Below are 19,545 nucleotides of genomic sequence, written 5' to 3' on the forward strand. Positions count from 1 at the left end.
TTTTTAAGAGGGGGAGTTCATAAGCTTAGGAAAGATCTTCCTTCAACTCTTCTATTTTTTCTTTTCTGAAAAATTTTGGTTTCCATTCGCTGGCAATCACCCCAAGTACCACCATCAATCCGCCTAGAAGTGCCAGCGCAGGCAAACGTTCTCCCGCCATACGTCCAAATAAACTTGCCCAGATCGGTTCACCCGCATAAATGATCGCAGCTTGAGAAGGATCTACCATTTCTTGTGCCCAGTTCATCACCAGCTGAATACAGGCACTGACAATACCGAGGCCGACCAAAATACCTGCCAGATGCCAGTGAAAGTCAGGTAACTGAGTTTCACCCAGCATCGGTGCCATCAGAAAACAAAATAGCGAGGCAAAAATGAGTTGTAGCACGGTGACACGCCGGGTATTCACCTTTGGAGCAAAATGACTGATAAAAATAATCTCAAGCGCAATGGCAATTGAACCAAGTAAAGTCAGCGCCTGACCAAAATTCAGCTGAATGGCACCAAAGCCATTGCCCGTCAAAAACACCAGACCAAGAAAGGCAAATAGAGCCCCGATCCAGGTCATAAAATGCGGTTTCTTACGGAACAGCAGCCAGAGTAGTAGGGGCACCAATGGAACATATAGTGCAGTCAGAAAGGCCGATTCACTACTGCTAATCGTTTGCAGACCCACCGTTTGTGTTCCATAACCGATTGCAATCACCGCCCCGATGAGGGCACCCGCTGCCACTTCTTTGAGTGTTATGCCTTTCAGATGCTTCAGCGAAAGCAAGGTAACGGCAATTGCCGCCGCTGCAAAGCGTAGCCCGACGAAGATCACGGGACTGCTAAAATGCAGGCCATATTGTACGGTGATAAAACTGCCGCCCCAGATGATGGTAATCAGGATCAGAGCAAGTTGAGGAACTTTCGTTCTCCAAGTAGAGGGAGTTTGGGAAACAGGTGTCGACATGGGAGAGAGGATCAAAAAATTGAACAATAAAAAAGAGGTCCACAGACCTCTTTTTCAGCAGACGCTATTATAGCGCTTCTTGTTCATCCAGCAATAATTGTGCTTCACGCAGATTCAAAGTGCCTTCATAGATCGCACGACCAGTAATCGCACCTAAAATACCAGGCTGGTCTTTCAGGTTACGCACGTCATCCATATTTGTTACACCACCTGAAGCAATCACAGGCAGACCTGAATATTGTGCCAGATGTACGGTTTGCTCGATGTTGACACCCTGCATCATGCCGTCACGAGCAATATCGGTATAAACAATACTAGACACGCCTGCATCCGCAAAACGTTTTGCCAGATCAGTCGCTTTTACATCAGTGACATTCGCCCAGCCATCAGTGGCTACCATGCCGTTCATGGCATCAATACCCACAATAATATGGCCTGCAAATTTCTTGCATGCTTCTTCTACAAATTCAGGATTTTGTACTGCTTTTGTACCAATAATCACAAAAGACACGCCTGCTTCCAGATAGTGCTCAATAGTTTCCAGTGAGCGGATCCCGCCACCAATCTGGATAGGCAATTCTGGCTGTGATTTAGCAATCGCTTCTACCACTGGCTTATGAATCGGTGTACCTGCGAAAGCACCATTTAAATCTACTAAATGCAAGCGGCGAGCGCCTTCATTTACCCAATGCTGTGCTGTTGCCACTGGATCGTCAGAAAATACGGTATCGTCTTCCATACGACCTTGTTTTAAACGGACACATTTGCCATCTTTCAGGTCAATTGCAGGGATGATCAGCATGCTTTCGCTCCTTGCTCAATCTTTAGAATGAATTTCAGTGAGTTCATCTTAGCAAATAAAGTCGAAATTTCTAACTCTTAAACGGTATGAAAAAAGAAAACCTGTCTGAAGATATGCTGGAGTGACAAGATTTTATTCTTCAATTTTTTATTCTTTGCAATACTCCTGAGGGAGTCTGATATCAAAATGATATTTCGCTAGAAAACTGATCTTCTGTTCATTCAAATTTTTGAATGCGGGCGAATTTTCAATTTTAGTGAAGTATTGGGAACTTCCTTGGGACTCAGGCCACGGTGCAGCAATTCTTCAAAGACCAGTAAAGGTGCATAGGCATCTGCAGCCGCATATTCAATCTGTGCCTGACTGAGATGTTTTTTCGCCCAGTTCGATGTCGTAACCCGTTTCGATTTAGGAAAATTCACCTGAAATAGCAAAGCCATCGCATTTTTTAATCCAAGAGGATTTTTAATGCCGAACGCACCAAAGCACTTTGACAGTTCAATGACACTGTTCAGCTCAATGCCTCTTTTACGGAAGAGATGCGCATCATTTTTCAGGCCAAAACCGACTTTGATCTGGTCTCGATTGGCAAAAATCGGTTTCAGAAAATCCCAAATGGCAGCATTCATCTGAAACAGGTAAGCTTTTTCTAGAGTGGCCAGCTGAACCAAATGCGGACCAGTGGAAACTTCACCGACCTTGAAAGTCGGTTTGGACTCAGTGTCCAGACCAAAGACCGAAATCTGCTCAAGTTCTTCACGTAGAGCTTCACATTGCTGAATGCTGTTAATCACCACAATATTTTCAGGTGCGATATTTTGAAAAGGTGGAAAAGTCGCTATTGTCTCTTTACTCGGTATGACATCATTTGGCTGTGTATCCATGATTAAAGAATCTTCCATTGATGAATATTCAGGTTGAATAGAGCATACCTTAGAGAAGGAAGCTTGGATGTGAATTATTTTTCAAAAATAAAATTTTAAACTGTAGCCCATAAAAAAGCCCGCATGATGCGAGCTTTTTGAATATATTGGATTAGATATTCCAATCCACAAAGTTTTTTAGCAATTGAAGGCCTGCAGTATGGCTCTTCTCCGGATGGAACTGAGTCGCAAACAGGTTGTCTTTATGCAGGGCAGTACAGAAATCAATACCGTAGTTACAGGTCGCTGCCACGATGCTTGGATCTTGCGGTTCTACATAGTAACTGTGCACGAAATAGAAACGTGCATCCTGAGCAATGTCTTTCCACATTGGATGGCTTGGATCGGCCTGATGTACCTGGTTCCAGCCCATATGCGGTACTTTCAAACCTGCCATTTCAGGGAAATGTTTGACTTCACCTGCAAAAATACCCAGCGCATCCGCACCGCCATTTTCTTCGGAACGTCGCATCAGGGCCTGCATGCCGACACAGATGGCCAACACCGGTTTGTTGAACACGGCATTACGCACGACTTCATCAATTCCGGCTTCATGCATGCCTTGCATACAGTCACGCATCGCACCCACACCCGGAAAAACGATTTTGTCGGCTTGGGCGATCAGTTTTGGATCATTGGTTACATCTACCGTTGCACCGACGTGTTCAAGTGCTTTGGCTGCTGAGTGTAGGTTTCCCATGCCATAGTCAAGAAGGGCAATACGGGTCATTACAAGGTACCTTTGGTTGAAGCAACAGTATTCGCAGCACGTGGATCAACTTCACATGCCATACGCAGTGCACGGGCAAATGCCTTAAATACACTTTCGATCTGGTGGTGACTGTTTTTACCTTTTAAGTTGTCAATGTGTACAGTCATCAGCGAGTGGTTGACAAAGCCCTGGAAAAACTCAGAGAACAGGTCTACATCAAAACGGCCAATCATGGCGCGGGTAAATGGAATGTCCATAAACAGACCCGGACGACCAGACAGATCCACCACCACACGGCTTAAAGATTCATCAAGCGGCGCATAGAAGTGTCCATAACGACGTAAGCCTTTTTTATCACCCAAAGCCTGAGCGAACGCTTGACCTAAGGTAATACCACAGTCTTCTACGGTATGATGGTCATCAATTTCCAGATCTCCATCACAATGAATATCAATATCAAACAGCCCATGTCGCTTGATTTGATCAATCATATGATCTAAAAATGGAATACCAGTGTTTAAAGTGCCTTGACCAGTACCATCGAGGTTCAAACGAACTCGAATTTTGGTTTCGTTGGTATTTCTTACCACTTCACTGATACGATCTGTCATAGACACGTTCCTCAAATACGTCAAAATGATTGATGTAGAAAATATTTTCGCCGTGACGACGTCACCGCATATTAGATTGCTCAGGAGGGTTTATCAATGCCTATTACCGTACATGCTTATACTTCTCTAGAAAACGACGAAGTGCGCAGCCAGCTTGAGCGACTGTATGACACTAGCCCTGAATTTAGTGATGGGGCAGATGCCATTGAACATCTAGAGCAAAACCTTGCACAGTATACCTTACTTTATACCGCAGAATTTAACACCAAAATCATCGGCGCCATCTGGTGCACGGGACAAGGCGAAAGCCGAACCCTGGAAAATATTGTGGTGCATCCGGCCAACCGTGGACGCGGGGTTGCAGAAAGGCTGGTGAGTGAGGCATGCCGAATGGAAGAGGAAAAAGGAGTAAAAGCATTCGTACCGGGATGTGGGGCCATTCACCGCTGTCTGGCAAATCTTGAAAAAATTTAAATACAGATAAATTTCAAGCAGCCTTCGGGCTGCTTTTTTTGTAAATAACAGATTCAATTTGTTTTATTAGTCAGGTATTTGCTGAGAATATTGAAAAATATTGCTGTATAAACATGCAAATCGATGGAAAAGTAAACATTTGGTGATTTTTATACGTTATGTACTTGACGATTAAGAGCTGAAACTGTTTAATACGCGACATCGGCGTGATAGCTCAGTTGGTAGAGCAACGGATTGAAAATCCGTGTGTCCCCAGTTCGATCCTGGGTCTCGCCACCATATTCAAAACGATTTTAAAGTTTTCAATCCCTGATCCCATCAGGGATTTTTTTTTAGGCCAAAATTCAGACACTCAATCTTTTTTTTCATAATTTTGATTGACTAATGTGTCCAGATACGGCTTAATACACCGCATCGGCGTGATAGCTCAGTTGGTAGAGCAACGGATTGAAAATCCGTGTGTCCCCAGTTCGATCCTGGGTCTCGCCACCATATTCGAAAAAACCTCAAACATTGTTTGAGGTTTTTTTTTGCCTGTAATTTTTGATTCAGCCCAAGAATTAACTTGTTTTGCCATCCATCTGAACAGGAATGAGTTCTCTAAATAATCAAGGTAATCTAATAGATAACTAGATTAAATACAGACTTTAGCAACCGATGAAGGCATTCAGGTTGTGAAATTTGAAGTAGGGGAAAGCCCATGAATAGTATAAAAACATCTTTATTTGGGATTCTGTTAGGTACATTGAGCATAGGAGTACACGCGGAAGAACAGAAACCGGTGCTTATCCTTGCCGACGATGACCATTATGGCTGAACCTGAAATGAGTAATGAAACTGGCTATGTTCCATTTATTGAGAATGAAGCCAATCGTCTTGCCTTGCAGCATCAGGTAATCCGAGGAACCAAGGATGCAGAGAATTTCATGGTCAATCCAAATGTGCTGGCAAACCTCGATATCAAGCCGACCCAAGCTCCAGATTTGAGTCTACTGTCACCTGCACTGCAACAGTATGTGATGACCATCGCCCAAGGCTTACAATCTAGTGATCCAACCCAAGGGCTGTATACACTGCTGGAGAATGTCGGGATCGATCGTAGCAGCAGCATGCAGCCAGGGCGTGGCCTTCAATTACAGATCAATCTGGACAAGGTGAATCTGGGCTTATTAGAAAACTACAACAATCCATCCCCTGTAGCACAATTTCCAAGATCTCCTTAAAGGACGAGCCAGTAATGCAGATCGATCCCCGCAAACCGGGGATTTTTGCTTTTTTTAAATTTAACCTTTGATTAATTTATGTTTTTTAGGAGCTTTGTTCCTGATTTGATGGTTGGTTTTATCAGGGTGTAATGGGTTCGATTGACCGTTTATCAAACTTAACAATAAGAAGCTGTATTACTTGTAAGATTTAATCTGACGCTTTCCCTTTTCCAACCGAGGGGTAATAAGATGAATCTCCTAAAATCCATTCAAAGCTTGGGCCTGATGCTGACCTGTACTGCTTTTACTCTCCCTATATTGAGTCACGCAACTCCTGCTCATTCTGAAACAACGGTACTTCCCACCTTAACTGTCATGGCAGAGCCTGAAATGCGTGCTGTGACGGAAATCACGCCTTATCAGGAAGGTGCCAGCCAGCGTAAGGCTTTGCAGATGCGCCTGATGAAAATTGAACGCGATATCCAAGCTTATAGTGTCGATGGTGATGTTGTTGCAAATATTGACATAGGGGCAGCAGCGCCTAATCCTGATCTGGACAGTTTGCCTACTGTGTTCCGAGAATATGTACTGGCAGTAGCGCAAGGCTTGCAGTCTTCAGATCCAAGAAACGGAATCTATGTAATTCTGCAACCTTTCGGTATTGACCGGAATGCCACCAATGTCCAGATCGTCCGGGAACAGTTTGATCCGAATCGGCTTGAGCTCAGTCTGCCTTTTGGTTCGCGCTAGCACACAATCCGGTGGGCCAGGCTGATCAGGTCAGTCAGTTTCGGTATAGCCAGATCACGTCATGGAGAAAGGGTGGGTTAAAAACTTATTTCCTTTCTTCAGGCTTTTTACTGGATTCATTTTTCAGTATTGAGAAAGCACATTCACAAATGTGAAAAGTTCTATGTCTTGAATTATGCTGGAAAAATAAGCATAGTGTAAAAAATCAATAAGATCTGGATGACAGACCTGGAGCGTGTAGATGCCCCGTGTTTTTATGATTATCGCTGGAGTGGTACTGGTAATTTTGATCTGGTTATTTTATCAAAATTCTGTAGAGCAAAAACAGCAGGCCGATTTGCAGGAATATGAAACGGTACTGGAAGAAAAAACCGGATCTATTTTGCAGCAGGCACAGGATTGGTCTAAACCGATTCAGATTGATCTGGAAGATAATCGCCTGGACGGGGATTATGCTGTGATGGCTCAGTTTATTTTGGGTCAGATGCGTGATCGTGCCGAGGCTCGCAATCAGTATTTACGTGACCTCAAAGCAGCGGACTGGGATCGTTTTCTGGATATTGACCGCTTAGCCAAAGATCAGGCTCAAGACTATAAAGAAACCGAAGCCATGCTGAAGCGTGTGCATGAAATTGTCGATGGCTATGAACAGATAATTCAACAGCGGGCAACCCAGCAGTTAGAGCAGGTGAAACAGCTGGACATTAAAAGCCGTTATCGTCAGCAGCTGGCAGATAATCTGAAAGCCAATCAGCAGCAGGATAATGCCCATGCAATTTTTGAAATTGAGAAACAGAGTCTGGCCAAAGCAGACCAGTTATTTCTGGTGCTGAAAAACAATAAATGGGAAAAGAAAGACCAGACCTTTATGTTCTATGAAGATGCACCCTTAAAGCAATTCAATAAGCTCTATCAGGAAATAGTGCAGCTTAACCAGCAAATGACTCAAGTGGATCAGCAGGCTCTTAAAGAAGCAGAGAACAAACTCTAAATATAAGGGTCTTATGGATTTTTATGCGCTAAATTGTATTGAGGTTTTCTTGCTAGATCGATCAGTCTTACTGCATTGCTTACATCAAAGATGTACCAGTTCTCATCTGTAATAGAACCAACTATGCTTGAGAAAAATGAATATCCAGAAGCATACTTGCAGACGGAAAGAGAAGATAGGGAGCACAAGCTTTTATGCAACAACTGAGATGTTATAAAGAATTTCCGGTCTGGTCACAGCAAGCTATTCCACAAGGGTTCAAGCAGCCACATAATACCAAAGCGGGGACTTGGGCAAAGCTGACCGTTCTTAAAGGTGAGCTGCATTTTGCCATGCTGGATCAGTCAGGTCATATACAGTCTGAACATGTATTTACGCCAGAGCAGCAACCACCGTTTATTGAACCACAGGTATGGCATAAGATTATTTCTGCCAGTGAAGATGCAGAATGTCAGCTGCGTTTTTACTGCAAACCTGAGAATTACTTCAGCAAAAAATATCAGCTAAGCCCGACTCATTCGGAAATTCTGGCGGCTATGCCGTATTTAAAGGGTGGCCGTGCGCTGGATGTCGGTTGTGGTTCAGGCCGCAATTCGCTGTATTTGAGCCAGAACGGTTTTGAAGTTGATGCCTGGGATGTGAATGAAAATAGTCTGCAGACCTTAAGACAGATCATTCAGGCCGAAGAAATCGGGAATATTCAGGTTCAGCAACGAGATTTAAATCTTGACCCAAGTATTCAGGGCCAATATGACTTTATCTGCTGTACGGTAGTGATGATGTTCCTACAGGCCGATACCATTCCACCTCTTATTGCACAGATGCAGCAGGCGACAGTGCCGGGCGGTTATAACCTGATTGTCTGTGCGATGGATACCGATGATATTCCGGTACAGCCAGACTTTCCGTTTAGTTTTAAGCCGGGACAGCTTAGTGCCTATTATAAAGGCTGGAATCTGGTGAAATACAATGAAAATGTAGGTGAATTACATCGTGTAGATGAACAGGGCAACCGGATCAAGCAGCATTTTGCGACTATGCTAGCCCAAAAAGTCGAATAAGAGATTTATACAGTTTTTAGATTTTTGGCTTTAAATCAGAGAGAGCCAAAAATAAAAAAAGATGTCACCCGGACATCTTTTTTTATGCTTAAAAAATCTTAAGCTGCTTTTTTAAACCAAGAGAACCAGCCTTTTTTCTCGGCTTTTACTTCTGCTTTTTCAGCAGCCGTATCTTTGGTTTCTACTGCTTCAGTTTGCGCAGCTTCAACGTGTTGTTCTGCTGTAGCTTGAGCCATTTCTACTTGAGTCGTTGCTTCTGTTTTTACTGCTTCAGCTTTAGTTTCAGCCGCTTGTTGAGTTGCAGCAACAGTCGCTTGAGCAGCTTCAACTTTCGCTTGTACAGGTGCAGCAGTTTCTTTAGCAATAGTTTGGGTTGTTTTGGTTACAACAGTTGCTGGCGCAACTTGAGCTTCAGTTGCCATTGCAGATGCAGAAGTCGCTACGATTGCAGTTGCGATCATTGTTTTAAGCATGTTCATATAAACCCTTTTAAGGAAATAGGAAAAAAGAGGCTTGATCATACACGTATGAAATTTAAGTGATTAATAAATATTATTTTATTGGTTGAATATTCAACTAAAATTACAAAGGGATAACATATATTTCTACTTATAATTTTGATTAATAGTGGAGATGTAAAATGAGAGTGACAAGCTGGATCGCACATGTTAAAAAGAAACTAAGGAAAAAGTTATTTTCTCTTTATAAAAATATAAAAACATAGATAAGACCTCTTTCATAAATCATTTTTGCTCAGTTCCAAGTTGTAGATTCCAGCGATTAAATTGAATCTCAAACCAAGCCTTTTACCTCTATTTCGATAACGCTCAGCAAGGATTTTGAAGGTTTTCAGGCTGCCAAATACATGCTCAATTCCGATTCTTCTTTTATTGATTTCCTGATTATAGATTTTCAATTCAGGATCCAATTTACAGTGTCTTTTGGCTTTTAAGGGCAACAGGCTATTCGGATACAACACATAAATCCCCTGATAGCCTTTATCCGCAAGAACAAAGGCTCCTGAAGGAATCTGGTTTAAATTGCGTTTGAACAACTCGAAATCATGCACTGCACCGCGACTGGTACATAAACTCAGAATTTGCTGAGTTTTGTAGTGAATCATGGCCTGTACTTTAAAGGTATGCGTCTTTTTCTTGCCGCTATAGCTTTTCTTCTGTTTTTTTAGGCCTTTGGATTGGAATTTCCGTGGCATCCACGATCACAACATTCCAGTCGATGCCTTCGCCCTCGGGTAAATCTTTGGGTAAATTAAACAGATTGGACCGAATCAGGCAGTCTTCAATATGACGGACAATTCTTGAGGCTGTAGGCTCTGAAACCCCGTAACTCGTCGCAACGTGAAATAAGGTTCGGTATTCCCGCCAATAGCTCAGACAGAGCAGAACCTGATCCTCCAGGCTTAACTTGGGCGGTCTGCCTTTGGCAGAGACATGCTTTTGCAATTGCTCAACCATCAAATAGAAAGTTGACCATGAGATGCCTGTGTATCGCTTGAACTGAAGATCAGAAAGCTTGTTTGAATCGATGTATTTCATCCGCAGATTATGCACGAATGCCAAGAAATCCGGAGTGCAAATATTAACCAAAAAGAAGATCGTTTTTTGATTTATGAAAGAGATCTATAATACGGCGTAAATTAATTATGGGTAATTTAGTGGAGGTATGACATGAATGCTCTAAACTTTGCTAACTATATTATTTGGTATGTGAATCAGAAATTTCCAAATACTAGTTTTACTCACGTTAAACTTCAAAAAATTCTTTATTATATTTATTGTGATTTTTTGAAGAAAGGTATTCCACTTTTTGAGGATAAAATCGAAAAGTGGCAATATGGGCCGGTAGTTCCTAGTGTTTATAATAGTTTTCGTTCGTATGGATTCAACCGAATTAGTACACCAGAAACTTCTGTCCGACTAATTAATGATGAAAATGGTTTCCGCTTTGAGCGCGATGATTTTAACCCCAATATTTTAAATTTGAGTACTGAGCAAAGAGATAGACTAGATTTTATAATTCAAAACTTAGTGGAAAAAGAAGCTTTTGAGTTAGTTAATCTTACTCATAAGGAAAAATCTTGGATCAGAGCTGAGCCTAATATTAAAAAAGGCGAAAAAAATATTGTATATTCAGAAGAAGAACTACGTCTTGAAAGTACTGATATCGAAGAACTAATTGGTTAAATTTTTGTGAATAATACATCCATAAAGCTTCTTACTCTTAATGAATTAATAGAATCACATTTAATACCACTTGAAATGACTGCAGAACTGCAACAGCAAATTCTGCAGTCGTTTCTTTTTTTATGTAATGAAATAAATATGATTGATAATAGTACTGGGGAAACTTTTTACCCTATGCCATATCAAGAGATTACAGAATGTATTTATGAACTTGAATTTGAGTTCTCAGCTGAATTGAACAGTGTTATAGAGGGATTAATAGAACCTTTAAAAAAATTGTTAAAATTAGATGGGCTTCCAATAGAAGAAGCAAAAACAGAATTAAATAGAAAATCTGTACACATATTAAATGCATATAAAAGATTTGTATCGCACAATAACTACTGATCAAAAAACCTAAAGAAAACCCCGCAATAAGCGGGGTTTTTTATCTCGAAGTATTTAAGAATTAAACACGTTCGATCACTGTTGCAATACCTTGACCTAGGCCGATACACATCGTCGCAAGACCGATTTGTGTATCTTGCTGTTCCATCACGTTTAACAATGTTGTTGTGATACGCGCACCAGAACAACCCAATGGGTGACCCAATGCAATCGCGCCACCGTTATGGTTCACGATGTCTTGCTTATCATAAATGCCTAAGCCTTTAAGAACAGACAGACCTTGTGCTGCAAATGCTTCGTTCAATTCAAAGGTTTGAATATCAGCAATTGACAGGCCAGCGCGTTTCAACGCTTTTTGTGTTGCCGGAACCGGACCATAACCCATGATCGCAGCATCACAGCCTGCAACCGCCATAGAGCGAATTACAGCACGTGGCTTAAGACCTAAAGCTTGAGCACGTTCAGCAGACATTAGCAACATTGCAGATGCACCATCAGACAAGGCTGAAGAAGTTGCTGCAGTTACTGTACCGCCTTTCGGATCGAAGACTGGACGCAAAGATTTGAACGATTCAAGGTTCGCATCCGGACGGATCACTTCATCGATATCGCACAGAACTTTGTAACCGTCAGCATTATGACCTTCAATGCCTACGATTTCATTCTGGAACATACCATTTTCAGTCGCAGCCCAGGCACGGCGGTGAGATTCTACACCAAACGCATCCTGTTCTTCACGAGTAATGCCGTTCATGCGACCCAGCATTTCAGCAGTCAGGCCCATCATATTTGATGCTTTTGCATAGTGCTTAGATGCAGCAGGGTTCAGGTCGATGCCGTGCATCATGCCTACGTGGCCCATATGCTCTACACCACCGATGATGAAGATATCACCCTGGTTAGTCGCGATCTGTGCAGCCGCAGTGTGGATTGCCTGCATAGAAGAACCACACAGACGGTTAACCGTTTGACCTGCAACAGTCTTAGGAAGATCAGCTAACAATGCGATATTACGCGCAATGTTCATCCCTTGTTCCAGAGTCTGGTTCACACAGCCCCAGATCACATCTTCAACTTCATTCGGGTCAAATTCGTTACGAACCATCAACGCACGGATAAGTTCAGCTGACATGCTGTCGGCACGTACATTGCGGAACATACCGTTTTTCGATTTGCCCATGGCAGTACGTACGCCATCAACAATCACAACGTCACGTGGATTTAAAGTAGCCATTCACGTCACTCCTTAACCGTAGAATTTTTTGTTGTTAGCAGCCATGTCGCGCAATGATTGCGGCGCTTCATAAGCCTTACCTAAGTGCGCGTATTTGTCGCAAAGTGCAACATACTCAGCTACACCAGTCTGGTCGATATAACGGCATGGACCGCCACGGAATGGAGGGAAACCTACACCCATGATCATCGCCATATCTGCTTCAGCTGGAGTTGCAACAATGTTGTCTTCCAGGCAACGAACAGTTTCGTTACAGAAAGCCAGCATCATACGGTCAATGATCTCTTGAGGATCAAATTCGCGTTTTTCAGCAGTTGCAACAGATGCCACAAGCTCGTATGCAGTTGGATCAACCACTTTGGCTTTTTTGCCTTTACGGTCAAGTTCGTATTTGTAGAAACCAACGTCATTCTTTTGACCCAGACGGTTGTTTTCGTACATTACTTGGATTGAACCTTTGAAATCAGGTTTCATACGATCCGGGAAGCCTTCAGCCATGACTTCTGCACCGTGAACGCCAGTATCGATACCAACCACGTCCATCAGGTAAGCAGGACCCATAGGCCAGCCGAATTTTTCCATCACTTTGTCAATTTGCTGGAAGTCAGCACCATCTTTCAGTAACAGGTCAAATGCACCGAAGTAAGGGAACAGTACGCGGTTTACCAGGAAGCCCGGACAGTCATTGACCACGATTGGTGTTTTACCCATTTTCTGAGCAAGAACAACAGTCGTTGCAATCGCTTCAGCAGAAGTCTTCTCACCACGAATCACTTCTACCAGTGGCATCATGTGTACCGGGTTAAAGAAGTGCATACCGACGAAGTTTTCAGGACGTTCCAGATTTTCAGCCAGACGCGTGATTGAAATCGTAGATGTGTTAGACGCAATAATCGTGTTTTCACGTACTTTGGATTCAGTTTCTTTCAGTACGATGCCTTTCACTTTCGGGTTTTCAGTTACTGCTTCGATCACGATGTCGACTTCTTTAAACTCGTCATAGCTTAAAGTAGGACGGATGCGGGCAAGGGTTTCACCCATTTGCGCCGGCTTCATCTTCTTGCGTTCAACCTGCTTGGTCAGCAGTTTGTTTGCTTCAGACATACCCAGTGCAAGTTGCTGGTTACCGATGTCTTTCATGATGATTGGAGTGCCTTTGCTTGCCGCCTGGTAAGCAATACCACCACCCATGATTCCTGCGCCTAGAACGGCAGCCTGGTTCACTGGATGTGCACCTTGTTCATATTTCTTAGAAGTTTTCTTCACCACCTGGTCGTTCAGGAACAGACCGATTAACGCACCCGCTTGTGGAGTTACCGCAGCTTTCGCAAAGCCTTGAGCTTCAACTTTAAGCGCTTCATCGCGGTGTAAGCTTGCACCTGCCTGAAGAGAATCAAGCAATAGTTTAGGCGCTGGGTATTGAGCAGGGTTTGCTTTTGCAAGAACCGCACCTTTCGCCGTATTGAACGCCATCATTTGCTCAAGCATGTTCAGCTTGATTGGATCCAGTTTTTCCTGGCGTTTTGCCTGCCAGTCTAAACGGCCGTGAATCGCCTGTTTCACCAGGTCAATCGCAGCATCTTTCAGTTTGTCTGCAGCAACAACCGCATCAACCGCACCATCTTTCAGTGCAGCAGCCGGTTTTTTCGGAGTAGCCATGGCCATCCATTCAACTGCATTGTCGATACCGATCAGACGGCTTAAACGAACCGTACCACCGAAACCAGGGAAGATACCAAGTTTGATTTCAGGCAGGCCGACTTGCGCCTGTTCTGACATCACACGGTAGTCACAGACTAAGCACATCTCGAAACCGCCACCTAGTGCCATACCGTTAATCGCGGCAACTTTAGGAATGTCCAGGTCTTCGAAGCTGTTAAAAATTTCATGAACTGGTAGTGCCCAGTCAACAATTGCCTGTTCGCCTTGAGCAAAGTTATCGCCGAATTCAGTAATGTCAGCACCTACAATAAATGTAGACTTACCTGAAGTCACGATTAAACCCTGAATGTCAGCAGCGGAAACTGCGTCAATCGCAGCCTTGAAATCTTCAATCGTTGCACGGTTGAATTTGTTAACCGACTCACCTTGTAAGTCAAAGCGGAATTCTGCAATTCCGTCCTCAAGCATTTGGACGGTAATGGCATTGCCAGCGTGGATCATGCCCTGATCTCCTTTATTTTGGAGGACTTCTAAGTTGATGTTGTGAAGCAAGCGCGCATTTCCCGCGCACTTTTTTACTTCGCTAATCTTACGATAACTATATCCAAAAAGAACAACACAAGTTGTATCAAGCCGTGACGCAAGGGTCATCAATTTTTATCGCTCAATCAAGGTGTTGTCATATCAGGAATACAGTGAACCGTTATCGCAGTGTAATGAAGTTATTGTTTCAATTTCACTTTTTTATTGCTGTCGCGGTGTTTTTATAACGCAAATTGACCAGATAGGGAATGTTTGTTGTGTGGTGTTTTGGTCAAAATAGTCAATTGAGATTCAAATCAGCCGCTATGGATGTAAGAAAATGTATGCAACGCTGTGTTCTACAAGCGGGTAGGGAGAGCAAAAGCAGCTTTGTTATAATGCGGCTCAGATGTGACTTTTTTATTTTTTCCCCGTTCTTTTTGGGTATTGATATGTTTAAGTGGATTATTTTGGCCATCTTTGTCATCTCAGCGTTATATATTCAGCGACGTGGCACAGTTCGGCATTCTTTTTATCGCCAGTTTTTTGACCATTCGACCCTGTTTGCACCGATCAATTTTCTGATGTACGCCTTTTCACGCGTACCGAATCAGCCTTATATCGATACGCAGCATTTTAAAGACCTAAAAGTGCTGGATGAAAACTGGGAAATGATTCGTGACGAAGCACAGGCGCTCTATCAGAAAGGTGGGATCAAGGCTTCGAGTAAATATGATGACCTAGGGTTTAACTCATTTTTTAAGACGGGCTGGAAACGCTTCTATTTAAAATGGTATGACTCGGCGCATCCCTCTGCAGCAGAACTCTGCCCAAAAACTACCGCCTTGCTCAAAACCTTGCCAACGATTAAGGCGGCCATGTTTACCGAGCTGGCACCTGACAGCCGTCTGGTCCGTCATCGTGACCCGTATGCCGGTTCATTGCGTTATCACTTGGGCTTAATGACCCCGAATGATGACCGCTGCTTTATCGATGTCGATGGTCAGCGTTATTCCTGGCGCGACGGCGAGAGCGTGGTATTTGATGAAACTTATATCCACTATGCCGAAAACAAGACTGACCAGAACCGGATCATTTTCTTTGCAGATGTCGAGCGACCTTTAAAAACCCGCTGGATGGAACGCTTTAATCACTGGTTTGGCAAAAAGGTAATGACGGCAGCCAGTTCACCGAATGAAGTCGGAGATCAGACCGGTGGCTTAAACAAGGTCTTTGGTTATGTTTATCAACTTCGTGTCAAGGCTAAGGCTTTAAAAGCACAAAACCGCCAGCTGTACTATTTCCTGAAATGGTTCCTGATGCTAGGTATTTTCTTCCTGATCTTTGTTCGTCCTTATCTGTTTGCCTAAGCTGCAAAACAAAATATAGAACGCCCCTCAGGGCGTTTTTTATTACTTATAGAGATTCACCACATCATTCTGATTTTGTGTAAGATAAAACAAAATAGGGGGAAGATGATGCGTGTATTTCGTTCCAAAAAAGACTGGTGGCTGCTGGCATTCTTGATTTGTATGAGCGGTTTGTTATTGCAATTACTACTGACCATGCAGGCCAAAGGGACGATGGCTCAATATCCGGTACATACCGCAGTTTATATACTCACAATCATCTTGGTCTGGTGGCCGGTTTGGAGTACCCGTTATATCGTCCAAGATGGGCAATTGACCATTAAAAGCCTATGGCTGAGCTGGCAAATTCCACTTGGTTCGATTCAAAATATCCAGCCTACAGATCACTCAGAAATTGCACCTGCTTTGTCTTTCAAGCGTTTAAAAGTCAGCTATACATTGGCAGATCGGCAAAAATATGTCCTGATTTCACCTAAAGACCCGGATGCATTGATTCAGGCGATTCGAGCGCATCAAACAGTTTAATTGGAATTGGATGATTGAGGCTGAACTAGCAATTGACCATTAATGCAGTCCAGATGGAGTTGCAGTTGTTCTGGATGGTTCAGGAAATAAATCGCTAAGATTGGTTCCAGTTCAGTCCGTATTTTTCGGCCCAGATGACGGGCTCCATAACGGATGTCATGGCCTTGATAAAAATGAGCCTTGGCTGCATCAGTGAGGTGAATCTGTCGTTTCTGGTGTTGTAGACGTTGATTTAATTTATCCAGCTCAATCTCAACCAGTCGTGGCAGGACATCATTTTGGATGGCCTGATAGTGCAAGGTACGGTCAATCCGGTTCAGGAACTCTGGATCAAACTTGCGCTGCATGACTTTTTCAATGATCTGCTGGGTCGGTACTTTTTTTAGACACAATTGCTGCATTTTCTGCGGCAGATAGCTGAGTTTTTCCAGATATTGTTGCGCGGCCTGTGCACCGACATTACTGGTCATAAAAATCATGCAGTTACGAAAATCGATGGTTTTGGTACCAGCAGTCAACGTCAGTCGGCCGGTATCCAGTACATTCATCAGGCCACGAATTACTTCAGTACTGGCTTTTTCCAGTTCATCAAATAGCATGATGCCGGGGCGGGTATGGCTTCCGGCAATAGCGGTTTCATCAAACAGGCTATGGCCTTCTTTAGAGCCCACATAACCCGGAGGCGCGCCGGTCAGGGCAGCTGCATAATGTTCCTGCGCTAAAGTATTCATATCAATCCGGCAGAAAGCATCTGGACGGCCATAAATCGCTTCAGCAATCAGGCGTACCGTCTCAGTCTTGCCGACACCGGTCGGGCCAAGCATTAAGGTAACCGAAAGCGGACGTTCTGGACTGGAAAAGTCAGCCTTGACCACATGCAGCATTTTTTCAATTTCATTTAAGGCGGCATCCTGACCGATGATCCGTTCCCTAGCAACTGCATCACAGTCTGAGGTTCAAAATGAAAACGCGGTTTCCCAATCAAACGGTCACGCTCAGACTGGCTATGGCTAGAGGTGGCAGGTTGCACAACATGAATACCGGATTGGGAACTTGTCATCTTGGATCATCTCGAGATTGAACCTGTCGAGCATAGCATAGTTAGTTCAGGCGACTTATAGCTTTTAGCAATCACACCATATTGGGTTGCTTATAAATACGGCGGTCTGGGCATAACCTGTTTCACTTTGGATGACAGTTCGGATGAATTTTGTGTCATCGCTTGAAAATGACACATTAAACATCACATATATCTGCATATTGCAGGTGAAAAATAGGTTTTAGGTGAACGAGAACGCACGCCCTCATATTGAAAAAATCTTGGCCAATATGACCACCTTACCCGGGGTCTACCGGATGTATGGCAAAGATGGCGAACTCTTATATGTGGGAAAAGCCAAAAACCTGAAAAATCGGGTGTCCAGTTATTTTGTCAAAACCCTTGATCATCCCAAGACTCAAGCTTTGGTGGCACGGATTTATGACATTCAAACTTTGGTGGTGCGTTCAGAAACTGAAGCTTTACTCTTAGAGCAAAACCTGATCAAGCTGCATCGTCCGCCGTATAACATCATGCTGCGTGATGACAAATCCTATGTCTATATTTTTGTTTCTGCAGACAAGCCTTATCCGCGGATTGCCAGCGGTCGCGGCAAGGGCAAACATCAGGTCGGCAAGTTTTTTGGACCTTATCCGAGTGCTTACAATGCTCGCGATACTTTGGTTATTCTGCAAAAATTATTCAATGTACGTTCCTGTGAGAATGGTTTCTTTGCCAATCGTACTCGACCTTGTTTGCAATATCAGATCAAGCGCTGTTCCGGCCCTTGTGTCGGCCTGATTTCACCTGAGGATTATCAGGAAGATGTTAATAACTCGATTCGCTTCCTGCAAGGCGATACTAAAGAGCTGAATCAGGAACTGATTGCCAAGATGGAAGCAGCCGCAGAAAATCTGGAATTTGAAAAAGCGGTATTTTATCGTGACCGGATGGCGTTACTGCGTGATGTACAGGCCCAGCAAGCGATTTATAAAGTCAAAGGTGAGGCAGATATTCTGGCGATTGCCTATCAGGCAGGGGTGACTTGTGTGCAGATCATGCATGTGCGTAATGGCAAGATGCTCGGCGGTAAAGGCTATTTTCCGGATATGCTGAGTGATGATCTGGGGCAAATGCTCTCGGATTTTATTGCCAATTTCTATTTTCAGGTTGCTGATGAAATTCCATCTGAACTGATCGTGAATATTGAAATGCCAGATCGGAAGGAACTTGAAGCCGCACTTTCTCAACATTTTAATAAGAAGATTCAGATCAAGTCCAAAGTCCGGGAAACCCGTGCCGAATGGCTGGAACTGGCACAGATGAATGTGCAGCATGCCATTCAGGGCAAGCTGGCTAATCACTTTGAATTGAATGAACGTTTCCATCAGTTAGAAGAGGTGGTGGGACGGCCGGTAGATCGGATTGAGTGTTTCGATATCTCGCATACCATGGGTGAAGATACGGTTGCTTCTTGCGTAGTCTTTGATAGTGGAGGCGCGCGCAAACGCGATTATCGTCAGTTTTCTATCAATGATATTCAGGCAGGTGATGACTATGCCGCGATGCGTCAGGCCTTAACCCGTCGTTATAAAAAAGCCATGCTGCCAGATTTGCTGCTGATTGATGGTGGTAAAGGGCAGTTGCATATGGCGATGGAAGTCATGCAGGAACTTGGACTGGATGCCTTTATGGTTGGTGTGTCTAAAGGTGAAGGGCGTAAGCCAGGTTTGGAAACTCTGCATTTTACCGATGGCAGCAAGATTCAGCTTCCAGAAGATCATAAGGCCCTGCATCTAATCCAGCAGGTACGTGATGAAGCCCACCGTTTTGCTATTACCCGGCATCGGGCCAAACGCGATAAAAAACGTGGCTCATCGGTATTGGAGGTGATTCCGGGACTGGGGCCGAAGCGCCGTCGTGATTTATTGACCCATTTTGGCGGGATTCAGGGCGTGCTTAAAGCTTCAGAAAAAGACCTGCAACTCGTACCAGGTCTGGGTTCTGTGATGGCCCGGATGATTTATAAAGTTCTGCATGAGTAATCGTTTTATATCAATTACAAGTGCAAAAATGCACATTGACCTTCGAGTCAAAGGTCATTTCTATTCATAGATT

Annotated in this window: 20 protein-coding genes, 2 tRNA genes and 1 pseudogene; 12 read left to right on the top strand and 11 right to left on the bottom strand. The window is 43.6% G+C overall.

Annotated features, from left to right (window positions below; translation table 11 throughout):
- Positions 1-25: 25 nt before the first annotated feature.
- From FOC32_RS05585 to hisB, 5 genes are all read right to left on the bottom strand, one after another.
- Positions 26-955 (bottom strand): DMT family transporter, encoded by a 930-nt coding sequence (locus FOC32_RS05585; RefSeq protein ID WP_005232594.1) that lies wholly within the window; start codon positions 953-955, stop codon positions 26-28.
- A 67-nt stretch (positions 956-1,022) separates the two neighbouring features.
- Positions 1,023-1,757 (bottom strand): 1-(5-phosphoribosyl)-5-[(5-phosphoribosylamino)methylideneamino]imidazole-4-carboxamide isomerase, encoded by a 735-nt coding sequence (gene hisA, locus FOC32_RS05590; RefSeq protein WP_005232592.1) that lies wholly within the window; start codon positions 1,755-1,757, stop codon positions 1,023-1,025.
- A gap of 221 nt (positions 1,758-1,978) precedes the next feature.
- Positions 1,979-2,641: a 3'-5' exonuclease gene (locus FOC32_RS05595; RefSeq protein ID WP_034580436.1), complete on the bottom strand. Its 663-nt coding sequence runs from the start codon at positions 2,639-2,641 to the stop codon at positions 1,979-1,981.
- A 151-nt stretch (positions 2,642-2,792) separates the two neighbouring features.
- Positions 2,793-3,410 carry an imidazole glycerol phosphate synthase subunit HisH gene (gene hisH / locus FOC32_RS05600; protein ID WP_005232590.1) on the bottom strand — a complete coding sequence of 206 codons (618 nt, stop codon included), beginning with the start codon at positions 3,408-3,410 and terminating at the stop codon, positions 2,793-2,795.
- Positions 3,410-4,003, bottom strand: a complete 594-nt coding sequence (gene hisB / locus FOC32_RS05605; protein WP_005232589.1) for an imidazoleglycerol-phosphate dehydratase HisB — start codon at positions 4,001-4,003, stop codon at positions 3,410-3,412. Before hisB ends, hisH begins: the two co-directional genes overlap by 1 nt.
- Positions 4,004-4,099: 96 nt before the next feature.
- Between hisB and FOC32_RS05610 the strand changes: the two genes are divergently transcribed.
- The 7 genes from FOC32_RS05610 to tehB all read left to right on the top strand — a co-directional run bounded on the left by FOC32_RS05610 (position 4,100) and on the right by tehB (position 8,484).
- Entirely contained in the window at positions 4,100-4,477 is a 378-nt protein-coding gene (locus FOC32_RS05610) for a GNAT family N-acetyltransferase (protein WP_004781604.1), read from the top strand.
- Positions 4,478-4,680: 203 nt separating this feature from the next.
- Positions 4,681-4,756: transfer RNA gene (locus FOC32_RS05615), tRNA-Phe, on the top strand.
- A 137-nt stretch (positions 4,757-4,893) separates the two neighbouring features.
- Positions 4,894-4,969 (top strand) — tRNA-Phe (locus tag FOC32_RS05620).
- Positions 4,970-5,286: 317 nt separating this feature from the next.
- Positions 5,287-5,700: a hypothetical protein gene (locus FOC32_RS05625; protein WP_224213982.1), complete on the top strand. Its 414-nt coding sequence runs from the start codon at positions 5,287-5,289 to the stop codon at positions 5,698-5,700.
- Positions 5,701-5,931: 231 nt separating this feature from the next.
- Positions 5,932-6,432 (top strand): hypothetical protein, encoded by a 501-nt coding sequence (locus tag FOC32_RS05630; protein WP_005232586.1) that lies wholly within the window; start codon positions 5,932-5,934, stop codon positions 6,430-6,432.
- Positions 6,433-6,673: 241 nt separating this feature from the next.
- Entirely contained in the window at positions 6,674-7,423 is a 750-nt protein-coding gene (locus FOC32_RS05635; protein WP_175966614.1) for a hypothetical protein, read from the top strand.
- A 194-nt stretch (positions 7,424-7,617) separates the two neighbouring features.
- The gene (tehB, locus tag FOC32_RS05640) at positions 7,618-8,484 is read left to right on the top strand and encodes an SAM-dependent methyltransferase TehB (RefSeq protein ID WP_005232584.1); all 867 of its coding nucleotides are present in this window, start codon (positions 7,618-7,620) and stop codon (positions 8,482-8,484) included.
- A 98-nt stretch (positions 8,485-8,582) separates the two neighbouring features.
- Here tehB and FOC32_RS05645 read toward each other — a convergent pair whose 3' ends face one another.
- From FOC32_RS05645 to FOC32_RS05655, 3 genes are all read right to left on the bottom strand, one after another.
- Positions 8,583-8,963: a hypothetical protein gene (locus FOC32_RS05645; RefSeq protein WP_005232583.1), complete on the bottom strand. Its 381-nt coding sequence runs from the start codon at positions 8,961-8,963 to the stop codon at positions 8,583-8,585.
- A gap of 257 nt (positions 8,964-9,220) precedes the next feature.
- Positions 9,221-9,697: an IS5/IS1182 family transposase gene (locus FOC32_RS16915; RefSeq protein WP_005232582.1), complete on the bottom strand. Its 477-nt coding sequence runs from the start codon at positions 9,695-9,697 to the stop codon at positions 9,221-9,223.
- On the bottom strand, positions 9,645-10,040 hold the full coding sequence (locus FOC32_RS05655) for a transposase family protein (RefSeq protein WP_081400878.1): 396 nt from the start codon (positions 10,038-10,040) through the stop codon (positions 9,645-9,647). The genes FOC32_RS16915 and FOC32_RS05655 overlap by 53 nt, the downstream gene beginning before the upstream one ends.
- A gap of 132 nt (positions 10,041-10,172) precedes the next feature.
- Here FOC32_RS05655 and FOC32_RS05660 point away from each other — a divergent pair, with 132 nt between their 5' ends.
- Positions 10,173-10,688, top strand: a complete 516-nt coding sequence (locus FOC32_RS05660) for a Panacea domain-containing protein (RefSeq protein ID WP_005232581.1) — start codon at positions 10,173-10,175, stop codon at positions 10,686-10,688.
- Between the two features lie 6 nt (positions 10,689-10,694).
- On the top strand, positions 10,695-11,075 hold the full coding sequence (locus FOC32_RS05665; RefSeq protein ID WP_158651683.1) for a hypothetical protein: 381 nt from the start codon (positions 10,695-10,697) through the stop codon (positions 11,073-11,075).
- Positions 11,076-11,136: 61 nt separating this feature from the next.
- Here the strand turns inward: FOC32_RS05665 and fadA are convergent, their stop codons facing one another.
- Both fadA and fadB read right to left on the bottom strand, forming a co-directional pair.
- Entirely contained in the window at positions 11,137-12,309 is a 1,173-nt protein-coding gene (gene fadA, locus FOC32_RS05670) for an acetyl-CoA C-acyltransferase FadA (RefSeq protein ID WP_005232579.1), read from the bottom strand.
- Positions 12,310-12,321: 12 nt separating this feature from the next.
- Positions 12,322-14,472: a fatty acid oxidation complex subunit alpha FadB gene (gene fadB / locus FOC32_RS05675; RefSeq protein WP_005232577.1), complete on the bottom strand. Its 2,151-nt coding sequence runs from the start codon at positions 14,470-14,472 to the stop codon at positions 12,322-12,324.
- Positions 14,473-14,945: 473 nt separating this feature from the next.
- Here fadB and lpxO point away from each other — a divergent pair, with 473 nt between their 5' ends.
- Both lpxO and FOC32_RS05685 read left to right on the top strand, forming a co-directional pair.
- A complete protein-coding gene (gene lpxO, locus FOC32_RS05680) occupies positions 14,946-15,863 on the top strand; it encodes a lipid A hydroxylase LpxO (protein ID WP_034580362.1) in 918 nt (305 codons plus the stop codon).
- Positions 15,864-15,971: 108 nt separating this feature from the next.
- Positions 15,972-16,388, top strand: coding sequence for a PH domain-containing protein (locus tag FOC32_RS05685; RefSeq protein WP_005232573.1), 417 nt, complete (start codon positions 15,972-15,974; stop codon positions 16,386-16,388).
- On the opposite strand, the pseudogene FOC32_RS05690 reads toward FOC32_RS05685, so the two are convergent.
- Positions 16,385-17,448 (bottom strand): annotated as a pseudogene (locus FOC32_RS05690) (AAA family ATPase). The gene FOC32_RS05685 and the pseudogene FOC32_RS05690 sit on opposite strands and share 4 nt — an antisense overlap.
- Before the next feature lie 224 nt (positions 17,449-17,672).
- Here FOC32_RS05690 and uvrC point away from each other — a divergent pair.
- Entirely contained in the window at positions 17,673-19,472 is a 1,800-nt protein-coding gene (uvrC, locus tag FOC32_RS05700) for an excinuclease ABC subunit UvrC (protein ID WP_005232569.1), read from the top strand.
- The last annotated feature ends 73 nt before the right edge of the window (positions 19,473-19,545 follow it).

This window comes from Acinetobacter sp. FDAARGOS_724 (assembly GCF_013364475.1).
Lineage (GTDB): Bacteria > Pseudomonadota > Gammaproteobacteria > Pseudomonadales > Moraxellaceae > Acinetobacter > Acinetobacter variabilis.